The organism is Variovorax sp. DXTD-1 (assembly GCF_003984625.1).
Taxonomy (GTDB): Bacteria; Pseudomonadota; Gammaproteobacteria; order Burkholderiales; family Burkholderiaceae_C; genus Variovorax.
In genome coordinates this window covers 98,702-117,877 of sequence record NZ_RWKH01000006.1, presented here as the reverse complement: position 1 = coordinate 117,877, position 19,176 = coordinate 98,702, and the positions used below count along the sequence as shown (strand labels likewise).

Below are 19,176 nucleotides of genomic sequence, written 5' to 3'. Positions count from 1 at the left end.
GTCATGGGGGCGGCCTAGCATCCGCGGCCTCCGCCTCCCCTTTCCGACCAGAACTGCTGCACTCACGCGATGTACCCCGGCGAACGTCTCAATGGGTACAGCCATCTGCTGGGCCTGGTGCTTGCCCTTGTGGCCACCGTTCTCTTCCTTGCCAAGACCTTGCCCACGGGTGATGCCGCGCGCATTGGCGGTGCGCTGGCGTTCTCGCTCTCGGCCGTGCTGCTGTATGCCGCATCCACGCTGTTCCACAGCACGCGCGGGCGGCTGAAGCGCTTCTGGGAGCGGGCCGACCACTGCGCCATCTACCTGCTGATTGCGGGCACCTACACGCCCTTCGCGCTCGTCACGCTGCAGGGCACCTGGGGCTGGCTGCTGCTTGTTGCGGTATGGGGCGCCGCGTTCTTCGGTATCGGGCGTGAACTGCTGCAGCCGGACAGCGCGGCCTCCAAGCCCCCGCTGGCGCTCTACATCGGCATGGGCTGGCTCGGCGTGCTGGCGGCCGCGCCACTCGCGGCGCGGCTCGACGTCGGCGGGCTGGCCTGGCTGCTGGCGGGCGGCGTGCTCTATACGGTGGGCACGGTGTTCTACCGAAACCGGCGCGGCTTCCGGCATGCGCACGGCACCTGGCACCTGTTCGTGGTGGCGGGCACGGTGAGCCATTTCATCTCGGTGGGCCGGTACGTGCTCTGACCAAAAAAATAAGCATTTTTCATTACCTTCCGGTCCACCTTGGCACAAGGTGTGCAAAATGCGCCCATGCCAAATATTGCCTCCATCCTCAAAACCGAGATTTCCCGTGTCGCCCGCAAGGAAGTTCGCACAGAGATCGAAACGCTGAAAAAAGCTTCAACGCACCATCGCGCCTCGATCGCCGCACTGCGCCGGCAGGTCGAGAAACTTGAGAAGGAATTACGGCGTGCGCTGAAGATGTCTTCAAGCACCCCCTCCGCCGGCGATGCGGACGATGGCGCCGAATCGGGCCCGTCCCGCCGGTTCAGCGCCACCCGGCTGGCCGCGCACCGCGAAAAGCTCGGCCTCTCGGCGGCGGCTTATGGAAAGCTGGTGGGGGTTACCGGCCAGACCATCTACAAGTGGGAACAAGGCAAGGCGCGGCCGCGCAAGGCGCAGCTGGAGGGTCTCGCATCTGTGCGGGGCCTGGGCCGGCGCGAAGTGGCGGAACAGCTGAACGCGGAATAGTTCACTTTCGCGCTCTACAACGCAAGCCGCCCGGCGGGTACAGTTCCGGCACTCATTTCCCCGGTTCTTTTCCGCCCTGTATTCCCATGTCCAATCTCATCGTGCACGGCGGTACGCCGCTTCGCGGCCGCATCACTCCCTCCGCCAACAAGAACGCCGTGCTGCCGGTGCTGTGCGCCACGCTGCTCACGCGTGAGCCGCTGCGGCTGCACGGCGTGCCCGACATCACCGACGTGCGCAAGATCCTCGACATCTTCCGCAGCCTCGGCAGCGAAGCGCGCATGGACCACGCCACCGGCACGCTGGAGCTGCACCACCGCGACACCGCATTCGACGCCGCTCGCGACCGGCTGCCCGAGGAAATGCGATCGTCGATCATGCTGGTGCCTCCGCTCCTGGCGCGCTTCGGCATTGCGCGGCTCGAAGACAACGTCAAGGGCTGCACGCTGGGCGTGCGCGAGATCGATCCGCACGTGGACGTGTTCCGCCGCTTCGGCGGCAAGGTGGAACGCGCCAGCGGCTCGCTGCTCGTGCGCTGCGACGGGCCGCTTGCGCCCACCGAGCACTGGCTCGACTACGCCTCGGTCACCACCACCGAAAACTTCGTGCTGTGCGCCGCGGCGGCCAAGGGCACGTCGACGCTCACCAACGCAGCGTCAGAGCCGCATGTGCAGGAGTTCTGCCGCTTCATGACGATGCTGGGGGTGCGCATCGAGGGCATCGGCACCTCGCGGCTCACGGTGCACGGCGGCAATGCCCTGGGCGGCGGCGAGTTCCGCTTCGATGAAGACTTTCACGAGATCACCACCTTCCTGGCGCTGGGCGCCATCACGGGCGGCGACGTGGTCGTGCGCAACAGCGCGCCCGAGAACTTTCCGCTGATCGACCGCACCTTCGCCAAGTTCGGCGTCACGGTCACGCACCAGGACGGGTGGTCGCGCGCCACCTGCGCCGGCCCGCTGAAGGTGCAGACGCCCTTCACGAGCAACGTGCTCACCAAGGTGGAGGCCGCGCCGTGGCCGTACTTTCCGGTCGACCTGCTGCCCATCTTCATTGCGCTGGGCGTGCGTGCCCAGGGCAATGCGATGTTCTGGAACAAGGTGTACGACGGCGCCCTGGGCTGGACCAGCGAACTCTCCAAGTTCGGCGCCCATGTCTTCTCTTCGGATCCGCACCGGCTCATCAGCTTCGGCGGCAGCCCGCTGACGCCGGCCGTGGTCGAAAGCCCCTACATCATCCGCGTGGCAATTGCGCTCTTCATGGTTGCGGCCAGCATCGAAGGCCGCTCCGAAATCCGCAATGCCGCGCCCATTCGCCGTGCCCACCCCCGCTTCGCCGAGAACCTGCGCAGCCTGGGCGTGCAGGTGGAGTGGACGAGCGAAGAATAGATAAGCGCCGGGCTCAGCCCCGCAGCGCATTCACCACGATGCGCGCCGCCGATGCGATGACGTCGTTGCGGGCCGGCGCATCCTCCTTGGGAAAGGTCAGGTACACCGCCAGCACCACCGGAGCGCCCGAGGGCGGCCACAGGACGCCGGTGTCGTTGTTGGTGCCGTAGGAGCCCAGACCGGTCTTGTCGCCGACCTTCCAGTCCGCCGGCACGCCGGCGCGAATGCGGGCGGCGCCGGTGGTGTTGCCCAAGAGCCAGGCTTCGAGCTGGCTGCGCTGCGCCGCACTGAGCGCGTCGCCCAGCACCAGCCGCTGCAGGCTCGCGGCCATGGCCTCGGGCGTGGTCGTGTCGCGCAGGTCGCCCGGAATGGCACTGTTGAGTTCCGTCTCCCAGCGGTCGAGCCTGAAGGTCTGGTCGCCGATGGAGCGCGCGAACGCGGTCACCGCGGCAGGCCCGCCAAGGATCTTCATCAGCAGGTTGGCGGCCGCGTTGTCGCTGTACTGCATGGTGGCTGCGCACAGGGCGGAAACCGTCATCCCCTGCCCCAGGTTTTTCTCCGTGATGGGTGAATTGGTCAGGATGTCGCTCCTGCTGTAGCTCACGCGGCGCTCCAGCAGGCTGCTGTCGCGTGCGCTGCGCGCGAGGATGGCCGCAGCCAGCATGGTCTTGAAGGTGCTGCACAGCGCAAAGCGTTCGGTTGCGCGGTGCTGCACGCGCGCGCCGCTACCGGTGTCCAGCGCGGCCACGCCGAGCCGCGCGCCCACGGAGCTTTCGAGCGCCGCGAGCTGCGCCTCAGCCGATGTGGCCTGTTGCGCTTTCGCGGACCAGGCGGTGCAGGCACTGGCCAGCGGCAGCGCGGATGCGGCAAGCAGGAAGATGCGGCGGTTGGCGGAGGGTTTCATTTGTCTGTTTTTTCAGCGAGTGGATGGAACGAGGGGAATCGTAGGAGCGCCACCTCGCAAGCTCCAGCGCGAGGCGGCGCAACTGCGTCTCTCCTGTATCGGGTGTAACGGCACAATTCATTCAACTTTTTGGTTGAATAACTTTTTGCGCGCGGCTATATTCAACCTCATGGTTGAACTAGACGACGAACGGCTCGACGCCGTGTTCCATGCCCTGGCCGACAGCACGCGGCGCACGATGCTGCAGCTGCTGGCGCAGGGCGAGTGCAGCGTGGGCGAACTCGGGGCGCCGTTTCGAATGTCCTTTGCGGGCGCCTCCAAGCACGTCAAGGCGCTGGAGCGCGCCGGCCTGGTCTCCCGCACGGTGCAGGGCCGCGCGCACGTCTGCCGGCTGGAGCCGGCGGCGCTCGCCTCGGCCAACGCATGGCTGCGGTACTACGAAGGCTTCTGGAACAGCCATCTGGACGCGCTGGAGCAGGAGCTGCGGCGCGACAACGCATCCCGCAAGTGAACTTCTTTCCCTTCTTCAAGGAGCAAACGATGATGACAAGCAGCCTCGGAACCCTGATCGAACCCGGCACCGTGCGCATGGAGCGCACCCTGCCCGCGCCGGTGGAGCGCGTGTGGGCCTATTTCATCGACCCCGACAAGCGCGCGAGGTGGCTGGCCGGCGGCACCATGGCCGAGAAAAGCGGCGGCGTGTTCGAACTGCGCTTCGACCACACCAGCCTTTCCGGCGAAGTGGCGCCCGATCGCTTCGCCGACTGCCGCAGCCCCATCTCCCAGAAATCGCGGTTGGTCGAGATCGAACCACTGAAACGCCTGACCATCAGCTGGGGCAGCGAAAGCGCCACCGCATCCGAGGTGAGCTTCGAGTCACGCCCCGGGGCGATTCGACGCACCTGGTGCTCACCCACCGCCGCCTGCCCGACCGCAAGGAAACACTCAGCGTTTCGAGCGGCTGGCACGCGCACCTGGACGTGCTCGACGACGTGCTGCACGAGCGCACCCCCCGGGGGTTCTGGAGCAACCACGCGGAACTCGAAAAAGCCTATGAGGCCCGGTTTCCGGCCTGAGCCGGAGTCGGATGCCGACTACAGGCAAGCGGCCCCGCTTGCGTTAAGGTGCGGTGCATTCGCAGACTCCGAAGCACCCCCATGACCACCCCCTCCTCCGCACCGGCCCGCAAGCATTTCTCGATGATCCGCAGCTTTCACCTGGCCGATGCGTTCACGCTCGGCAATGCCGCGTGCGGCGTGGGCGCGGTGTTCCTTGCCATGGCCTTCATGGCGAGCCAGTCGCTTGCGCAGTTCTTGTGGGCCGCCGCGCTCGCGCCCGCGGCCTTCGTGTTCGACGTGTTCGACGGCCGCATTGCGCGCTGGCGGCAAACCCACTCGGCCCTCGGGCGCGAGCTCGACTCGCTGGCCGACGTAATCTCTTTCGGCGTGGCGCCCGCCGCGCTCGCCTTTGCGGCGGGCCTGGACGGCGGCTGGGACTGCGTGCTGCTGATCTACTTCGTCGGCTGCGGCGTGAGCCGGCTCGCACGCTACAACGTCACGGCCGAAGCGCTTTCCGCGGGCGCCGACAAGGTCAAGTACTTCGAAGGCACGCCCATTCCCACCAGCGTGGTGCTGGTCGGCGTGCTGGCCTGGGCGGCTTGGCAAGGCCGCATCGGCGATGCGGTATGGGGTGGCGCATGGATGCTCGGCCCGTGGCAGCTGCATCCGCTCACGCTGCTCTTCGCGCTCTCGGGCACGCTGATGATCAGCAAGACGCTGCGCATTCCCAAGTTCTGACCGTCCATCCGCTGAAAGGAGACCTTCAATGCTGAAGCTGTATTTCGATCCGCAAAGCCGCTCGCAGGTTGCGAAGTGGATGCTCGACGAAGCCGGCGTGGAATACGAGATCGTGCAGACCCTCATCCGCGAAAAGGCGCACAAGAAACCCGAATACCTGAAGATCAACCCCGCGGGCAAGCTGCCGGCGCTGGTGGACGGCCGAACACGCGTGTTCGAGAACGCGGCCATCTGCATGTATGTGGCCGACAAATTTCCGCAGGCCCGGCTGGCGCCGCCCCTGAATTCCCCCGACCGTGGCCGTTACCTGTCGCTCATGGTCTATTCGACGGCGCAGCTGGAGCCCGCGATGGGCGACAGCCTGCTGGGGGTGCGCAGCAACAACAGCGCGCGCGGCTGGACCAACTTCGAGCAGGCCAAGGACGCGGTGGAGCGCGAACTGGGTGAGGGGCCGTATCTCTTCGGCGCGCGGTTCACCGCGGCCGACGTGATGATCGGCTCGATGTTCATCTGGCACCGTGCCTTCGGCGGGCGCTCCAACCGGCCGAAGATCGATGCCTACATCAACCGACTCCAGGCCCGGCCCAAGGGCATGAAATTCGGTTGAGGTTGATTCACACCGCATGGCACAAGCACAATTCCCCCATGGCGCAACCGCCGGCCTCGACCAGCTGGTAAGCATTGCCGCCGCGCAGCCGCTGTCGCCGGCCTGCGATCACTTCTACTTCTTGCGCCACGGCCAGACCGGCCGGAATGCGCAGCGCATTTTCCAGGCCGTGGACGAGCCGCTGAGCGAGCTCGGACTCCAGCAGGCGGCCCGCGCCGCCCAACTGCTGGCCGGCGAGCCGATCCGCACCATCGTCTGCAGCGACGCGCGGCGTGCCCACGACACCGCGCACACCGTGGCGGCGGTACTCCGCATCGAGCCCACGCCGCAGGCCGCACTGCGCGAGCGCAACTTCGGCGCGCTGATCGGCACGTCTTCAGTCAATATCGACTGGGCCTGCGAGCCCGATGGCGGCGAAACCCTTTCGCAGTTCGTGGCGCGCAAGAGGCAGGCACTCGACGACGCACTGGCGCAGCCTGCGCCGGTTCTGGTGGTGGCCCACGGCGGCACGCTCTACGCGCTGGCCGCGCTGATCGGCGTACCCATCGACCTGGGCCTGCTCGGCAATGCGCAGCCATTGCGTTTTTCGCGCAGCGGCCCTGCATGGGCTGTAACGCCGCTGCTGCGGCATGCCGACGGGGATTCCGCCCTCGCGTAGACGGCCGGGCGCACACTGTTCGGCGTTCACACCAACCGACAGCCATGGAATTCAAGGACTACTACAGCGCCCTGGGCATCGACCGCACCGCGTCGGAAGACGAGGTGCGCAAGGCCTATCGCAAGCTCGCGCGCAAGTACCACCCCGACGTCAGCAAGGAAGCCGACGCCGAGAAGCGCATGCGCGACATCAATGAAGCCTACGACGTGCTGCGCGACAAGGAAAAGCGCACCGCCTACGACGCGCTGGCCGACCGCGTGGCCCGCAGCGGGCACCCCGAGGGCGACTTTCAGCCGCCGCCGGGCTGGGACACGGGCTTCGAATTTCACCGCGGCCCGGGGCAAGGGCCGGCCGACCACGCGGACTTCAGCGACTTCTTCTCCTCGCTCTTCGGCGAAGCCGAGCGGCGCGGCGCGGCAAGGCGCAACTACCGCGCGCGCGGCGAAGACCATCATGCGGCCATCGAAATCTCGCTCGAAGACGCGCTCAACGGCGCCGAGCGCGAGATCACGCTGCGCGCGCAGGAAATCGACGCGCAGGGCCGCCCCGCGCTCAAGACGCGCACGCTCAGCATCAAGATTCCGCCCGGCATGCATCCGGGACAGTTCATCCGGCTTGCCGGACAGGGCATGCCCGGCCACGGCGGCGAGCCGGCCGGCGACCTGTACCTGGAGGTGCGCATTGCGCCGCACAAGCTCTACCGTGTCGAAGAACGCGACCTCTACTTGACGCTGCCCGTTACCCCGACCGAGGCCGCGCTGGGTGCGCAGGTGAAGGTGCCGGTGCCCACCGGCGGCGCAGTCGAGGTGACCGTGCCGCGCAACGCGCGCAGCGGCCTCAAGCTCAGGCTCAAGGGCCGCGGCCTCGGCGGCAAGCAGCCCGGCGACCTGTACCTGCTGCTCGACATTGCCCTGCCCCCGGCCGACAGCGAGTCTGCCCGCAAGGCCTACGAGCAACTGGCGCAGGCATCGGCTTCGTTCAACCCACGCCAGCATCTGGGAGTGTGAGCATGGCGACCGTTTCCGTCACAACAGCCATCAGTGCGTCGCAGCCGCTTGCCGCGAGCGAGTTGGCCCATGCCTGCGGCGCCGACACCGAATGGGTGGTGCAGCTCGTCGAAGTGGGCATCGTGCAGATTTCCGCGGCCGAGGCTCCGCCCGAGCGCTGGCAGTTCTCGAGCAGCGACCTGCAATGCGCCCTCGAGGCGCGGCGGCTGGAGCGCGACTTTGGCGTGGGCCTGGACGCCGCGGCGCTGATTCTCGACCTGCAGCACGAGGTGCGGCGGCTCAAGGCCGTGATTCGCGCGCACGGCTTGCGCTAGCGTGCAGCGCCCTCAGCCTCGATCTCGGCGTCAGGCGGATTTGCCGCGCGCGGTCTTCTTCGAGGTCTCGGCGCGCGGCGCACTCGCGGGCGCCGGGGCGCCGGCACCGTTCAACTGATCGACCCACAACAGGGTGTCGACGTAGGTCATGAAGCGGTTGAGGTACTCCGGCGACAAATCGCGCATCAACAGCAGCGACCTGTGCACCAGGTGGTGCGAGTTGAGCGGACCGGCGTTCTCGGGCACCTTGGCGAGCGATTGGGTCAGCCGCCGCTCGGCGCTGAGCCGCGACCAGGTGCTCCTGAAGAACTTGAGGGTCTTCAGCTCGGCGGGCGCCGGCGCAAGGCCGTGCAGCGTGTCTTCTGCCACCGCGGTGCCGCCGCCGATGGCCGGTGCATGCCGCGCGATATGGTCGACCAGTTCCGCGAGTGCGCCGCGAGCGGGTGCGCCTGCAGGCAGTCGTTTCGCGGCACTGTCCGCACCCTGGGCCTTTTCAAGATTCCTGCCGTAGGCCGCAGCCAGGCCGGCGAGCTTCTCATCGAGGATGCGCCTCGCCTCCCCCTGATGCGCAGCCGTACGCCTGGCGAACGCCTCCATGAGATGAAAGCGCACCGGGTCCGCGCGATGCTGCCCCTGCGCCCGCCAGGCGCCGATCATCTCGATGGGATCGACGTGGTCGCTCACGGCCGCTTCGTGGTGGCGTTGGATTGCCTTGGCGTGGGCGCCATTTCCACACGCCGGTTCTTCGAGCGGCCTTCGGCATCGGCATTGGACGCGACCGCCTGCTCGGAGCCGAATGCCGCGGCAAACACGGACGACGAGGGAATGCCCTCTTCGATGAGCGCGCGCGTGACCGTGAGCGCGCGCTGGGCCGACAGCTCCCAGTTGTCTGCGAACGGGCGGTTGCCGTCTTTCGACTGCCGCATCTGCCGGTCGTCGGTGAAGCCGCTCACCATCAGCACCTCGTCGCGCGCCTTGAGGTAGGCCGCCACCGGCGCGGCCAGGCTCTTGAGCAGCTGGCGGCCTTCAGGCTGCAGGTCGGCGGAGTTGAATGCAAACAGCACGCTGCCGCTGATGCCGATGCGCCCGTTGTTCAGCGTGACGCGGCCCGCCGCGAGCGGCCCGGCGAGGGCCTGTTCGAGCGCTTCGCGGCGCTGCGTTTCGGCCTGCCGCTGCTGCACTTCGGCTTCGAGCTTGGCCGCAAGGTCCAGCTGCATGCCGAGCGCACCCACGAGAATCAGCACAAAGGCCCCGACCAGGCCCGCCATCAGGTCGCCGAACACCGCCCATACCGGAACGGTCGGTTCCAGTCCGCCGTCGGCTTCTTCACCCATCATGCTTCGCTGCCCACGGCGGCTTGCCGGCTGGCAATCTGCTGCAGGTCTTCGACGATCTGCTTCTGCGACATGATGCTCAGGTCGATGACCTCCCGCGCCTGCGCAACGTAGTAGGCCAGCTGCTCGTCGCTGCGCGCAATGGACTTGCCCAGCGCGCCTTCGACGCGCTGCAGATGCGCCACCAGCTTGTCGTTCGATTCGCTGAACAGCTGCACCGCAAACCCGAAGGCCTCGCCAAGGCTTGCCACCTCGACCGCGCTGCCGGTGATCTGCGCGGCAACGCTCTCCAGCTTGCCGGTTTCGGCCTCGACCTTTTCGGTGAATCGGCTGCCTACGCGTTCGAGCACATCGGCCGACGCGCCAACCAGCGCATCGACCGCCGAGCGCTGCTCGGTGGAGGCATGGTTCACCGCGTCGAGCAAGGTGCCGAGCGTTTCCATGATGCGGCTGCGCTCTTCCAGCATGGCGTTGTCGCGCGCCATGCTGTCAGAGAGCTTCTGCCGCAGTTCGGCCACCACTTCGGCCGCAACGCGCGGTGCATCCGAAGCGGCTTGCAGCAGCTGGGCGATTTCTGCCACGGTGCTCTTCGCATGCGCCTCGGCCTGCGCCGACATGTCGCGCGCAGTTTGCGCCAGCGTTTCGAAGAGCTGTTGCTGCTGGCTGGCCGTGTTCGCGCCGGCCTGCTGCCATTCCTGCTGCAGCGATGCAGCCATTGAGGACAGCGCCGCGGTCCAGGCCGACAGCCGCTGCTCGTCGCGCGATGCCATGTCGGTTTGCAGGCTGGCATGCGCCTGGCCCACCGTGCGCAGCAGCGATGCCGAGTGCTGCTCGAAGGTGGCTGCGGCAGCCGCGAGCGACTGTTGCGTGTCGCCCGACAGTTTTTCGCTGGCGCGCTGGTGCTCTGCGAGCGCACTGCCCCATGTGTCGGATACGCTGCCCACGGTGCTCTCGAGCCGCGCGGACACGGTCTCCACCAGCGAAGCCGAGCGCTGCTCGAAGGTTTCGGCAAAGCGCTCCTGCGAAACGCGCAGGTCCCCCGCCAGCGCCTCATTGCTGCGCTGGTGTTCGGCCAGCGCGGCCTTCCACGTATCGGCCACGGTGGCCGTGGTGGCCTCGAAGCGGCTCGAAAGCCCTTCGAGCTGCTGCTGCACCGTGTGCGCGACCGTGCCGTGCAACGAGGCCGTCTCGCGCGCGATGCCGGCCATGGTGGCTTCGACGACCGGCTGGATCGTTGCGCCGGCAATGCGGGCGCTTTCGGTCAGGCTCTGCTTCAGCGACTGGTCGACCGACGAGGCCAGGCCGGCGTACACCGCCTCGGCCTTGCTGTGGAAATGCTCCTGGCTGGTGATCAGGCGCTCGTTCAACGCCTGGCTCTGCCGCTCCATGGCGGCCAGCATGGCCTGCAGCTGGTCGACCAGCATGGGCATGGCCTGGGCCTGCTGCTCGAGCAGTTGGAACGACGCCTCGCGCTGATGCACCAGCGAGTACACGCGCAAGGTGGTCGCAATCTTTGTGTCGAGCATCTGCCCGGCCTGCAGCCGCTCACGCCGGCACAGCGCTGAGGCCAAACCCAGCATCGCCGACGCAGCCACGCCTGCCACCGAAGTGCCGAACGCCAGCCCCAGCCCCTTCACCGGCGCGGAGAGCGAGGCGCGGATGGCCTGCAGGTCGGTCGCGCTTTCCAGCGCCATGCCGGTGCCGTTCAGCGTCACCACCATGCCGAGAAAAGTGCCCAGCATGCCCAGCAGCACGAGCAATCCGGCAAGGTACGGCGTGAGCGAGGGGCCGGGCAAGCCGACGCGCTCGCCCTCGATGCGCAGGCGCACCGCATTGCGCAGCGACGGATGCAGTTGCTCCAGCCACGAGCCCAGGTTGGCCGGGGCTTCGGTCAACCGCGCCGCGGCGCTGGCCAGGGTGGACGTGGCCTGCCTGAACCGATGCAGCTCCACCACCCCCATCAGGTAGAACGCACCCACCAGCACCGTGATCGAAAGCGCCAGCGGATGGCTGGAGCCGAGGTAGCCCGCGCCCACCCAGCACACCGCAGCCAGGCCGGCGGCAAAAACAGCGTATTGAAGAAATCTAGTCATGGCACTCTGGTGGCCTCGCGAAAGGCTTCAAGGAGCCCTTCGACGGGTTGAAATCGGAAGTCCAGTTCGGCGAGCAGCACGTTCTTCATGTCCTTGCGGAACACATGCAGCCACTCGCCGGCCGGGGCCTCGCTGGCGGGTTCGGCTGCCGTCGGCAGGCCGTCCCCGCTCAAGCGGGTGAAATGTTTTTCGAGCAGGGCGGGCACGCCGGCCAAGAGGCTGTGCTCGCGCGCAGCCAGCACCTGTTCCATGACCACGTCCACGGCAGCCAGCCGGGCCATGGCCGGCGACCTGGCCGCCAGCGCGGCCCGAAGGCGCCCGCGCAAAGGGCCGATGCCGGCCTCCATGGCTTGCTGCAGCGCGAGGTAGCGGCGGCGAAACGGCGGGAACTCGGTCGCTGCCGCCACGGCGGCATCTTCGGCAATGGCCTTGGCCAGCGCGGTGCGCGCACCGGCGCACTCCCGCTCCTCGGCGTTCGCGCCAGGCCGCAGCCGTGAAGAAGCAGCCGCCGGAACGCCGTCCAGCGCCGCGGACAGCGAAATGGCATCGGTCCAGCCGAACCATTGGCTCAATCGGTCCGCGGTGGCTTGCCGGGGTTCGCGCAGGTCCGAATCGGCCAGTCGCGAAAGCAAGCGAACAAGCGCCGAACCATTGAAAACTGTGCGCTGTGAAACGTGCGCCATACCCCAGAACGAAAAACCTGGCAGTCTACACCGGCCACCCTCCCTGGACGCCTCCGCGGACCCTCCCCGGCCGAGTGAAACTTCCGGTAACGCGGCGCCCTGTAACCGGGCGTTCCAGGTCGTCAAGGCGCACGCTGCGCACAGACTCGCCTACGCCTGTCGGCGCCCCTATGCCCTTCGTGGCAAACGCGAAAAAGCCGGACGATGCACTGGGCACCGTCCGGCTTTTTTGTCTTGGCTGGAGCAAGCGGCCAGATGCCGCTGTTCCCGTGCCTGCCGTGATTTACAGGCCGGCTTGACGCGTGAAGCTGCGTGCTTGCGACGGAACCACGCTGCCTGCGAAGGCTTCGCGGCGCAGGTTCTGGCCCGGTGCGTGAGCGGCGGCAACGGCTTCGTTGCGAACTGCGGCGCGGTCGGTCGAAGCAGCCAGCACGGGAGCCACGGTTGCCGAAGCGGCATCGCTGTACACGTTGCCCTCGCGGGCTGCGGCGGCGGCTTGAGGCGCCACGTCGGCGCGGCTGTAACCGGAAGTCAGGGGCTGCACGCCTTCGTAGGTTTCTGCGTGGGCGCCAGCGGCGGCGAGCAGGGAGAGAGCAGCGGCGGCGAGGATGTTCGAGGTCTTCATTTCAATTTCCTTCTTGATTGGGCTTTGGATGCCCTGAAGTTTGCACCACGATGACAAGGGAAAACCCTAGCCAATCGAATCGCAGTGTTCATGAAACTGAAACAATGACGAGGAACTTTCTGACGAGAGGGCAAAAGTGCACATCTCGTTTAAGAAATTTAGCTCAACCTGCGTATTTTTTCTCTAGCCGGTCGAGCTCGGGTTTTCCGACCAGGCGTTGCCGTTCGGCAAACGAAGCCACGAGCGATGGGTCTTCGTCGAGGCGGCGAGTATCACGCAAAAGCGTTAATGCACGTTGCATGCCAGCCACCGCGCCCTGCAATGCAGCATTGGCGTACAGCACCAGCCCATAGCCGAGCGCGCCCAGTTCTTCGGCACCGAAGGTCGGCGTCTTGCCGCCGATCACCATGTTCATCAGTTGCGGCTTGCCCACCCGCCGCGGCAAGGCGCGCACTTCGTCGGCCTGTGTCACGGCTTCCACAAAAAGAATGTCGGCACCGGCCTCGCTGAACAGCTGCGCACGTTCGACAGCCGCCTCGAAGCCGTGCACGGCCGCCGCATCGGTGCGGGCCATGATGAGCATGTCGGCATTGGTGCGTGCATCGGCCGCGGCCTTGATCTTGCCGAGCATCTCGGCTGTGTCGATGACCGCCTTGCCCGCGAAGTGGCCGCAGCGCTTGGGGCTGACCTGGTCTTCCAGCTGGATGCAGTCGGCCCCTGCCCGCTCGAGCACGCGCACTGCATGCCGCACGTTCAGCGCGTTGCCAAAGCCGGTGTCGGCGTCCACCAGCAGCGGCAAGCTCACCGCGTCGCGAATGCGCGCCGTGTGCTCCGCTATCTCATGCAGGCCCATGAAGGCCTGGTCGGGCATGCCGAAGTGCATGTTGGTGACGCCAGCGCCCGTGACGTAGATCGCCTCGAAGCCGAGGTCTTCGATCACGCGGGCGGAGAGCGCGTTGAATGCCCCCGGCACCAGCACGCCGCGGCGCGCCTCGGCCAGGCGGCGCAGCACCCTCTTGGTGGATTCAGTGTTTGCTTGCATCGGATCAGGCGGCATACAGATCGACATACTCATGCACCGCCATGGCCTCGAGCTTCTTCGCATCGAGCGACACATCGAGGATGGCCTCCTGCCGCTTGTGCGCGAAGCGGCGTGCCAGGTTGGTGCGGAACTTGGCTTCGAGCAGCGGAATGCCGTCCGCGCGGCGGCGCCTGTGGCCGATGGGGTATTCGACGACCACCTCCGAAAAGCCGGTGCCGTCCTTGAAGGTCACCGTCAGCGCGTTGGCAATGCTGCGCTTTTCGGGGTCGTGATAGTCGGCGGTAAAGCGCGGGTCTTCCACGCACACGATCTTGTCGCGCAGCGCATCGATCCGCGGGTCGCTCGCAACGCTGTCTTCGTAGTCGCCGGCCGTGAGGCGGCCGAAGATCATCGGCACCGCCACCATGTACTGAATGCAATGGTCGCGATCGGCCGGATTGGCGAGCGGCCCCTTCTTGTCGATGATGCGAATGCAAGCCTCGTGCGTGCGGATGGTCACGCGCTCGATGTCCTCCACCTTCTTGCCCGCCTGCTTCAGCTGCGCATGCAGCGCCATGGCCGCCTCCACCGCCGTCTGGCTGTGAAACTCGGCCGGAAAGCTGATCTTGAACAGCACGTTCTCCATCACGTAGCTTGCATACGGCCGCTGGAATTTGAAAGGCTGGCCCTTGAACAGCACGTCGTAGAAGCCCCAGGTCTTGGCCGTGAGCACGCTCGGGTAGCCCATCTCTCCGGTCTTGGCGATGAGCGCAAGGCGCACCGCGCGGCTCGTGGCGTCGCCCGCGGCCCAGCTCTTGCGGCTGCCGGTGTTGGGTGCATGGCGGTAGGTGCGCAGGCTCTGCCCATCCACCCAGGCCAGCGACACGGCATTGACGATCTCGTCTCGCGACAAGCCCATCAGGCGCGCCACCACGGCCGTCGAAGCCACCTTCACCAGCACCACGTGATCGAGGCCCACCTTGTTGAACGAGTTTTCCAGCGCAAGGCAGCCCTGGATCTCGTGCGCCTGGATCATGGCGGTGAGCACGTCGCGCATCACGAGCGGCTTGCGCCCCGCCGCCACCGCATTGCGGCTGAGCCAGTCGGCCGTGGCAAGAATGCCGCCGAGGTTGTCGCTCGGATGGCCCCACTCCGCCGCAAGCCAGGTGTCGTTGAAGTCGAGCCACCGAATCATCGTGCCGATGTTGAAGGCCGCCTGGATCGGGTCGAGCTGATACGGCGTGCCGGGCACCTTGGCGCCATGCGGCACCACCGTGCCGGGCACGACCGGGCCGAGCAGCTTGGTGCAGGCCGGATACTCGAGCGCCTCGAGCCCGCAGCCGAGCGTGTCGATCAGGCAGTGGCGCGCTGTTTCGTACGCCAGCGCGCTGGTGATCTGCTGGTGGTCGAGCACGTAGTCGACGATGTCGACCAGCACCTGGTCGGGTTCGGGGCGGACGTTGCTGATGTGAGCGGACATGGTTCTTCTCTGTTGCGGTAACGGTGCTTAGCTGTGCGCAAGCCTTCAGCGGCGGTCCGAGATCGGCACGAAGGCCAGGTCTTCAGGGCCGGTGTAGTTGGCGCTGGGCCGGATGATCTTGTTGTCCTGCCGCTGCTCGATGATGTGAGCGGCCCAACCGCTGGTGCGCGCAATCACGAACAGCGGCGTGAACATGGCCGTGGGCACGCCGAGCATGTGATAGCTCACGGCGCTGAACCAGTCGAGGTTGGGAAACATCTTCTTGGCGTTCCACATCACACTTTCGATGCGCTCGGCAATGTCGAACATGCGGGTGGAGCCGGCCTCTTCCGAGTTGTTTTGCCACCCGCTTGATGACCGCATTGCGCGGGTCCGACACGGTGTAGACCGGGTGGCCGAAGCCGATGACGACCTCCCTGGCTTCCACGCGGCGGCGAATGTCCGCCTCGGCTTCGTCGGGTGTGTCGTAGCGCTTCTGTATCTCGAAGGCCACTTCGTTGGCACCGCCGTGCTTGGGCCCGCGCAACGCGCCGATGGCGCCGGTAATGGCCGAATACACATCGGAGCCCGTGCCCGCCACCACGCGCGCGGTGAAGGTCGATGCGTTGAACTCATGCTCGGCATACAGGTTGAGCGAGGTGTGCATTGCGCGCTCCCAGCTTGCCGAAGGCGAGCGGCCGTGCAGCAGGTGCAGGAAGTGCGCACCGATCGAATCGTCGTCTGTCTCCACCTCGATGCGCTTGCCCTGCGTGGACCAGTGATACCAATAGAGCAGCATCGAGCCGAGCGACGCCATCAGCCGGTCGGCAATGTCGCGCGCACCGGGCAGTGAATGGTCGTCCTTCTCCGGCAGCACGCAGCCGAGTGCGGAAACGCCGGTGCGCATCACGTCCATCGGGTGCGCGCTGGCGGGCAGTCGCTCCAGCGCTTCCTTCACGCTCGCGGGCAGGCCGCGCATCGCCTTCAGCCGGCCCTTGTAGGCGCGCAGCTCCGAGGCGGTCGGCAGCTTGCCGTGCACCAGCAGATGCGCAATTTCCTCGAACTCGCAGACGTCGGCAATGTCGAGGATGTCGTAGCCGCGGTAGTGCAGGTCGTTTCCGGTGCGCCCCACGGTGCACAGCGCGGTGTTGCCGGCGGTCACGCCTGAAAGCGCGACGGATTTCTTCGGCCTGAAGCCGGCGGCGGGCGCGTTTTCTGCGATCAGTGTCATACCGTCTCCTCGAATGTCTGTTCATGAAAGTGCGGCGGATTCGCCAGCCGCACCGGGCGTCCGGCGGCATCGACCGCCACCATTTCGAATTCGCCGTCGAGCACACGGGTGAGCGCATCGGTGGCCACGTCCTGCACGCTGCCCGCAACGCGCACGGTGAGCGAACTGCGGCCCACGCGCGACACGTGCGTATCGAGCACCAGCGTGCTGCCCAGCCGCACGGGCGCGTGGAACAGCACCTCGCCGCAGCGCGCCATCACCACGTCGCCACGCACGAAGCCGCGGCCGGAAAGAAACGCCGCCTTCGACAGCAGCTGCAAGGCCTGTCCGCCGAACAGCGTGCCGTAGTGGTTGGTGTGCTCGGGGAACACCACCTCGATCAGTCGGACTGTGCCGCGTGCGCTTTGCATATTCGCAATTTACGCAAGATCGTGTCCATAATGAAGGACTGAATTGGCGAATGATTGCGAAGACCTTGCACGCAATTTTGCGAATCTTGCGAAGAACGGATCGACGATGAAGAAGACCTTCATGGGCGTGCGCCTGCGAAGCCTGCGCGAAGAGCGCGGCCTGAGCCAGTTCGCGCTCGCGCAGCAGTTGGGCCTCTCGCCGAGCTACCTGAACCAGATCGAGCAGAACCAGCGGCCGCTCACGGTGCCGGTGCTGTTGCGCCTGCATGCCACGCTGGGTGTCGACATCCAGGCCTTCTCCGAAGACGAAGAGGCGCGGCTGATCGCAAGCCTGCGCGAAGCACTGGCCGACAACCCGGGCGGCGATGCCGTCGCGCTTGCCGAGCTGCGCGAAGTTGCCACGCAAATGCCGGCCGTGGGCCGCGCACTGGTGGCGCTGCACCAGCGCCACCGCGACGCCACCGAACGGCTCGAAGCACTGGCAGCCGAACTGGGCGACGGCCGCGGCGACCTCGCGCGCATGCCGCAGGCGCGGCCCATGCCCTTCGAAGAAGTGCGCGACTTCTTCTTTGCGCACCAGAACCACATCGCGCCGCTCGATGCTGCCGCCGAGGCCTTTTCCGCGCAATGGCGGCTGCGCGAAGGCAGCCCGGGCGACAGGCTCGCGCAGCGGCTGCTGGAAGCGCATGGCGTGCAGGTAATTCCAGCCGCCGACGACGAAGACGGCGCGCAACGCCGCTACGACCCGGCCACGCGCGTGCTGCGGCTCTCGCGCTACCTGGAGCCGGGCCAGCATGCGTTCCAGCTCGCAACACAGCTCGCGTTTCTTGAAGTAGGCGAGCTGATCGACCAGCTCGTGGCCAATGCGCCGCTCTCCAGCGACACCGCACGCTCTCTCGCGCGCATAGGCCTGGCCAACTACTTTGCCGCCGCCCTGCTCCTGCCCTACATGATTTTTCTCGAGGCGGCCGAGCAACTGCGCTACGACATCGACCAGCTGGCGAGGCGCTTCGGCGTGGGCTTCGAAACCATCTGCCATCGCCTGAGTTCGCTGCAGCGGCCCGACGCGCGCGGCGTGCCCTTCTTTCTGATTCGCGTCGACCGGGCGGGCAACATCTCGAAGCGGCAATCGGCCACGCACTTCCACTTTTCGAAGACCGGCGGCACCTGTCCGCTATGGAACGTGTACGAAGCCTTTGCGCAGCCCGGACGTGTGCTCACCCAACTGGCTCGCATGCCCGACGGGCGCGCCTATCTGTGGATTGCGCGCACGGTGTCGCACGGGTTCCGCGGCTACGGCTCGCCCAACAAGACTTTTTCCATCGGCCTGGGCTGCGACGTCAGCCATGCGACGCGGCTCGTCTACTCCAAGGGCCTGGACCTGCGCGACCCCGATGTGCCCACCCCGATCGGCGCGGGCTGCAAGGTGTGCGAACGGGAAGCCTGCCCGCAGCGCGCCTTTCCGTTCGTCGGCCGCCCGCTCGACGTGGACGAGAACCAGAGCCGCTTCATGCCCTATGCCGCGGCGCCCGACAAATACGGCACCGCGCGCGCCGCGGTCAAGAACGCGGCCAGCCGCGCACCATCGTCCGGATTGCCACGGCGCCGCTTGCCTTGACCTCGGCGCGGTAAGCACCCAGCAGTGCTTCGCGCTCGGCCGCGGCATGCGGGTCGTTGCGCCAGGCCAGCAAGGCAGCCACATCCGCATCTGGCAATGCCGCGAGCAAGGCCTGCGTCACCTGCTTTTCGAGTTCGCGCGCCACGGTCAACAGATTGCGCGGGCGCGGCGACGTGACGCCACGCGACCACAGCGTGTCCACCGCCATGTCGAGCGTGCGGTCGGGCAGCGACATGAACTGGCCGGCATTCCCCCGGGCCAGCTGCTTGACGACGGAACTCAGCAGCAGCTGGCTCGAAAAATCGACCTCTCGCATGTCGGCCACCGCCATGCGCTCAAGCAGTTCCGTGCGCGCAGGATCGGCCGGCTTCGCACGCTCGCGATTGAAGAACTCGAATTTGGCCGCCTGATCCTTCGCGGCGTAGTCGGCGCGCAGTTGCGCGAAGCGGGCCACCGCTGCCACTATTTGCGGGCTTGGCGCGGCTGCGCCCCTGCCCGCAGCGGCTACTTCCTGCTGGATGGCGGCGACGGATGCCGCTACATCGAAAGACCGCGCGGCTGCTGCATCGAGCGCCTGGAGTGCGCTGTCGGCAATGGCCTGATCGGCAGGCTCGAGCAGCTGGCGGGCATCGCGCGCCACCGCGCCCGGCGCATAGGCGGCCTGGTAGCGCGCCTGCACGCCTTCGAATTGCAGCAGGGCCTGGGCGCGGTCTTGCGCACGGGCCAATGCGGGCGCCAGCAACAGCAGGAGCAAAAGAAAAGGTGCGAAGGAGAAACGTTTGGCAACGACTGGAGAAGCGGTCATGGCGTCATTATTGGCGCTCGCCGCGG

General features: G+C 66.8%; 21 protein-coding genes and 2 pseudogenes. 12 read left to right on the top strand and 11 right to left on the bottom strand.

Going from position 1 to position 19,176, the window contains the following annotated elements:
- The first annotated feature begins 69 nt into the window (after nt 1-69).
- The 3 genes from trhA to EJI00_RS07540 all read left to right on the top strand — a co-directional run bounded on the left by trhA (nt 70) and on the right by EJI00_RS07540 (nt 2,585).
- On the top strand, nt 70-690 hold the full coding sequence (trhA, locus tag EJI00_RS07550; RefSeq protein WP_126746852.1) for a PAQR family membrane homeostasis protein TrhA: 621 nt from the start codon (nt 70-72) through the stop codon (nt 688-690).
- A gap of 66 nt (nt 691-756) precedes the next feature.
- Nucleotides 757-1,197: a helix-turn-helix domain-containing protein gene (locus EJI00_RS07545; RefSeq protein WP_126746946.1), complete on the top strand. Its 441-nt coding sequence runs from the start codon at nt 757-759 to the stop codon at nt 1,195-1,197.
- Nucleotides 1,198-1,283: 86 nt separating this feature from the next.
- On the top strand, nt 1,284-2,585 hold the full coding sequence (locus EJI00_RS07540; RefSeq protein ID WP_126746851.1) for a UDP-N-acetylglucosamine 1-carboxyvinyltransferase: 1,302 nt from the start codon (nt 1,284-1,286) through the stop codon (nt 2,583-2,585).
- Between the two features lie 13 nt (nt 2,586-2,598).
- On the opposite strand, the gene bla is transcribed toward EJI00_RS07540, so the two are convergent.
- Nucleotides 2,599-3,489, bottom strand: coding sequence for a class A beta-lactamase (gene bla, locus EJI00_RS07535; RefSeq protein WP_126746850.1), 891 nt, complete (start codon nt 3,487-3,489; stop codon nt 2,599-2,601).
- Between the two features lie 169 nt (nt 3,490-3,658).
- Between bla and EJI00_RS07530 the strand changes: the two genes are divergently transcribed.
- From EJI00_RS07530 to EJI00_RS07500, 8 genes and pseudogenes are all read left to right on the top strand, one after another.
- Nucleotides 3,659-4,000: an ArsR/SmtB family transcription factor gene (locus tag EJI00_RS07530; RefSeq protein ID WP_126746849.1), complete on the top strand. Its 342-nt coding sequence runs from the start codon at nt 3,659-3,661 to the stop codon at nt 3,998-4,000.
- Nucleotides 3,913-4,332, top strand: a pseudogene (locus EJI00_RS25580) (SRPBCC domain-containing protein); the annotation flags it as partial. The gene EJI00_RS07530 and the pseudogene EJI00_RS25580, both read left to right, overlap by 88 nt.
- A 62-nt stretch (nt 4,333-4,394) precedes the next feature.
- Nucleotides 4,395-4,565 (top strand): hypothetical protein, encoded by a 171-nt coding sequence (locus EJI00_RS25360; RefSeq protein WP_260590492.1) that lies wholly within the window; start codon nt 4,395-4,397, stop codon nt 4,563-4,565.
- A gap of 81 nt (nt 4,566-4,646) precedes the next feature.
- Nucleotides 4,647-5,285: a CDP-alcohol phosphatidyltransferase family protein gene (locus tag EJI00_RS07520; RefSeq protein WP_126746848.1), complete on the top strand. Its 639-nt coding sequence runs from the start codon at nt 4,647-4,649 to the stop codon at nt 5,283-5,285.
- Between the two features lie 28 nt (nt 5,286-5,313).
- On the top strand, nt 5,314-5,892 hold the full coding sequence (locus EJI00_RS07515; RefSeq protein ID WP_126746847.1) for a glutathione S-transferase family protein: 579 nt from the start codon (nt 5,314-5,316) through the stop codon (nt 5,890-5,892).
- A gap of 16 nt (nt 5,893-5,908) precedes the next feature.
- Nucleotides 5,909-6,550, top strand: coding sequence for a histidine phosphatase family protein (locus EJI00_RS07510; RefSeq protein ID WP_126746846.1), 642 nt, complete (start codon nt 5,909-5,911; stop codon nt 6,548-6,550).
- 44 nt (nt 6,551-6,594) lie between these two features.
- The gene (locus tag EJI00_RS07505; RefSeq protein ID WP_126746845.1) at nt 6,595-7,557 is read left to right on the top strand and encodes a DnaJ C-terminal domain-containing protein; all 963 of its coding nucleotides are present in this window, start codon (nt 6,595-6,597) and stop codon (nt 7,555-7,557) included.
- Between the two features lie 2 nt (nt 7,558-7,559).
- A complete protein-coding gene (locus tag EJI00_RS07500) occupies nt 7,560-7,871 on the top strand; it encodes a chaperone modulator CbpM (protein ID WP_185868083.1) in 312 nt (103 codons plus the stop codon).
- A gap of 30 nt (nt 7,872-7,901) precedes the next feature.
- Here EJI00_RS07500 and EJI00_RS07495 read toward each other — a convergent pair whose 3' ends face one another.
- From EJI00_RS07495 to EJI00_RS07455, 9 genes and pseudogenes are all read right to left on the bottom strand, one after another.
- Complete coding sequence (locus tag EJI00_RS07495) at nt 7,902-8,528, bottom strand: DUF2894 domain-containing protein (RefSeq protein ID WP_126746945.1); 627 nt, start codon at nt 8,526-8,528, stop codon at nt 7,902-7,904.
- A gap of 23 nt (nt 8,529-8,551) precedes the next feature.
- On the bottom strand, nt 8,552-9,205 hold the full coding sequence (locus EJI00_RS07490) for an OmpA family protein (protein WP_126746944.1): 654 nt from the start codon (nt 9,203-9,205) through the stop codon (nt 8,552-8,554).
- Nucleotides 9,205-11,298, bottom strand: a complete 2,094-nt coding sequence (locus tag EJI00_RS07485; RefSeq protein ID WP_126746843.1) for a DUF802 domain-containing protein — start codon at nt 11,296-11,298, stop codon at nt 9,205-9,207. The genes EJI00_RS07490 and EJI00_RS07485 overlap by 1 nt, the downstream gene beginning before the upstream one ends.
- Nucleotides 11,295-11,981, bottom strand: coding sequence for a DUF3348 domain-containing protein (locus EJI00_RS07480; RefSeq protein WP_126746842.1), 687 nt, complete (start codon nt 11,979-11,981; stop codon nt 11,295-11,297). The genes EJI00_RS07485 and EJI00_RS07480 overlap by 4 nt, the downstream gene beginning before the upstream one ends.
- Nucleotides 11,982-12,264: 283 nt before the next feature.
- A complete protein-coding gene (locus EJI00_RS07475) occupies nt 12,265-12,606 on the bottom strand; it encodes an alpha/beta hydrolase (protein ID WP_126746841.1) in 342 nt (113 codons plus the stop codon).
- A 163-nt stretch (nt 12,607-12,769) separates the two neighbouring features.
- Nucleotides 12,770-13,648, bottom strand: coding sequence for an oxaloacetate decarboxylase (locus tag EJI00_RS07470; protein WP_126746840.1), 879 nt, complete (start codon nt 13,646-13,648; stop codon nt 12,770-12,772).
- Between the two features lie 4 nt (nt 13,649-13,652).
- Nucleotides 13,653-15,107: a bifunctional 2-methylcitrate dehydratase/aconitate hydratase gene (locus tag EJI00_RS07465; RefSeq protein WP_126746839.1), complete on the bottom strand. Its 1,455-nt coding sequence runs from the start codon at nt 15,105-15,107 to the stop codon at nt 13,653-13,655.
- Between the two features lie 45 nt (nt 15,108-15,152).
- Nucleotides 15,153-16,317, bottom strand: a pseudogene (gene prpC, locus EJI00_RS07460) (2-methylcitrate synthase).
- A complete protein-coding gene (locus EJI00_RS07455; RefSeq protein ID WP_126746838.1) occupies nt 16,314-16,727 on the bottom strand; it encodes an acyl-CoA thioesterase in 414 nt (137 codons plus the stop codon). Before EJI00_RS07455 ends, prpC begins: the two are co-directional and overlap by 4 nt.
- 106 nt (nt 16,728-16,833) lie before the next feature.
- Here EJI00_RS07455 and EJI00_RS07450 point away from each other — a divergent pair, with 106 nt between their 5' ends.
- A complete protein-coding gene (locus EJI00_RS07450) occupies nt 16,834-18,345 on the top strand; it encodes a short-chain fatty acyl-CoA regulator family protein (RefSeq protein ID WP_126746837.1) in 1,512 nt (503 codons plus the stop codon).
- Here the strand turns inward: EJI00_RS07450 and EJI00_RS07445 are convergent.
- A complete protein-coding gene (locus EJI00_RS07445; protein WP_126746836.1) occupies nt 18,287-19,150 on the bottom strand; it encodes a hypothetical protein in 864 nt (287 codons plus the stop codon). The two genes, EJI00_RS07450 and EJI00_RS07445, sit on opposite strands and share 59 nt — an antisense overlap.
- Nucleotides 19,151-19,176: the final 26 nt, after the last annotated feature.

Bases quoted from the DNA above. Each gene is read 5' to 3' on its own strand.
- trhA (WP_126746852.1), top strand. From the start codon at position 70: ATGTACCCCGGCGAACGTCTCAATGGGTACAGCCATCTGCTGGGCCTG.
- EJI00_RS07545 (WP_126746946.1), top strand. From the start codon at position 757: ATGCCAAATATTGCCTCCATCCTCAAAACCGAGATTTCCCGTGTCGCC.
- EJI00_RS07540 (WP_126746851.1), top strand. From the start codon at position 1,284: ATGTCCAATCTCATCGTGCACGGCGGTACGCCGCTTCGCGGCCGCATC.
- bla (WP_126746850.1), bottom strand. From the start codon at position 3,489: ATGAAACCCTCCGCCAACCGCCGCATCTTCCTGCTTGCCGCATCCGCG.
- EJI00_RS07530 (WP_126746849.1), top strand. From the start codon at position 3,659: ATGGTTGAACTAGACGACGAACGGCTCGACGCCGTGTTCCATGCCCTG.
- EJI00_RS07520 (WP_126746848.1), top strand. From the start codon at position 4,647: ATGACCACCCCCTCCTCCGCACCGGCCCGCAAGCATTTCTCGATGATC.
- EJI00_RS07515 (WP_126746847.1), top strand. From the start codon at position 5,314: ATGCTGAAGCTGTATTTCGATCCGCAAAGCCGCTCGCAGGTTGCGAAG.
- EJI00_RS07510 (WP_126746846.1), top strand. From the start codon at position 5,909: ATGGCACAAGCACAATTCCCCCATGGCGCAACCGCCGGCCTCGACCAG.
- EJI00_RS07505 (WP_126746845.1), top strand. From the start codon at position 6,595: ATGGAATTCAAGGACTACTACAGCGCCCTGGGCATCGACCGCACCGCG.
- EJI00_RS07500 (WP_185868083.1), top strand. From the start codon at position 7,560: ATGGCGACCGTTTCCGTCACAACAGCCATCAGTGCGTCGCAGCCGCTT.
- EJI00_RS07495 (WP_126746945.1), bottom strand. From the start codon at position 8,528: ATGATCGGCGCCTGGCGGGCGCAGGGGCAGCATCGCGCGGACCCGGTG.
- EJI00_RS07490 (WP_126746944.1), bottom strand. From the start codon at position 9,205: ATGGGTGAAGAAGCCGACGGCGGACTGGAACCGACCGTTCCGGTATGG.
- EJI00_RS07485 (WP_126746843.1), bottom strand. From the start codon at position 11,298: ATGACTAGATTTCTTCAATACGCTGTTTTTGCCGCCGGCCTGGCTGCG.
- EJI00_RS07480 (WP_126746842.1), bottom strand. From the start codon at position 11,981: ATGGCGCACGTTTCACAGCGCACAGTTTTCAATGGTTCGGCGCTTGTT.
- EJI00_RS07475 (WP_126746841.1), bottom strand. From the start codon at position 12,606: ATGAAGACCTCGAACATCCTCGCCGCCGCTGCTCTCTCCCTGCTCGCC.
- EJI00_RS07470 (WP_126746840.1), bottom strand. From the start codon at position 13,648: ATGCAAGCAAACACTGAATCCACCAAGAGGGTGCTGCGCCGCCTGGCC.
- EJI00_RS07465 (WP_126746839.1), bottom strand. From the start codon at position 15,107: ATGTCCGCTCACATCAGCAACGTCCGCCCCGAACCCGACCAGGTGCTG.
- EJI00_RS07455 (WP_126746838.1), bottom strand. From the start codon at position 16,727: ATGCAAAGCGCACGCGGCACAGTCCGACTGATCGAGGTGGTGTTCCCC.
- EJI00_RS07450 (WP_126746837.1), top strand. From the start codon at position 16,834: ATGAAGAAGACCTTCATGGGCGTGCGCCTGCGAAGCCTGCGCGAAGAG.
- EJI00_RS07445 (WP_126746836.1), bottom strand. From the start codon at position 19,150: ATGACCGCTTCTCCAGTCGTTGCCAAACGTTTCTCCTTCGCACCTTTT.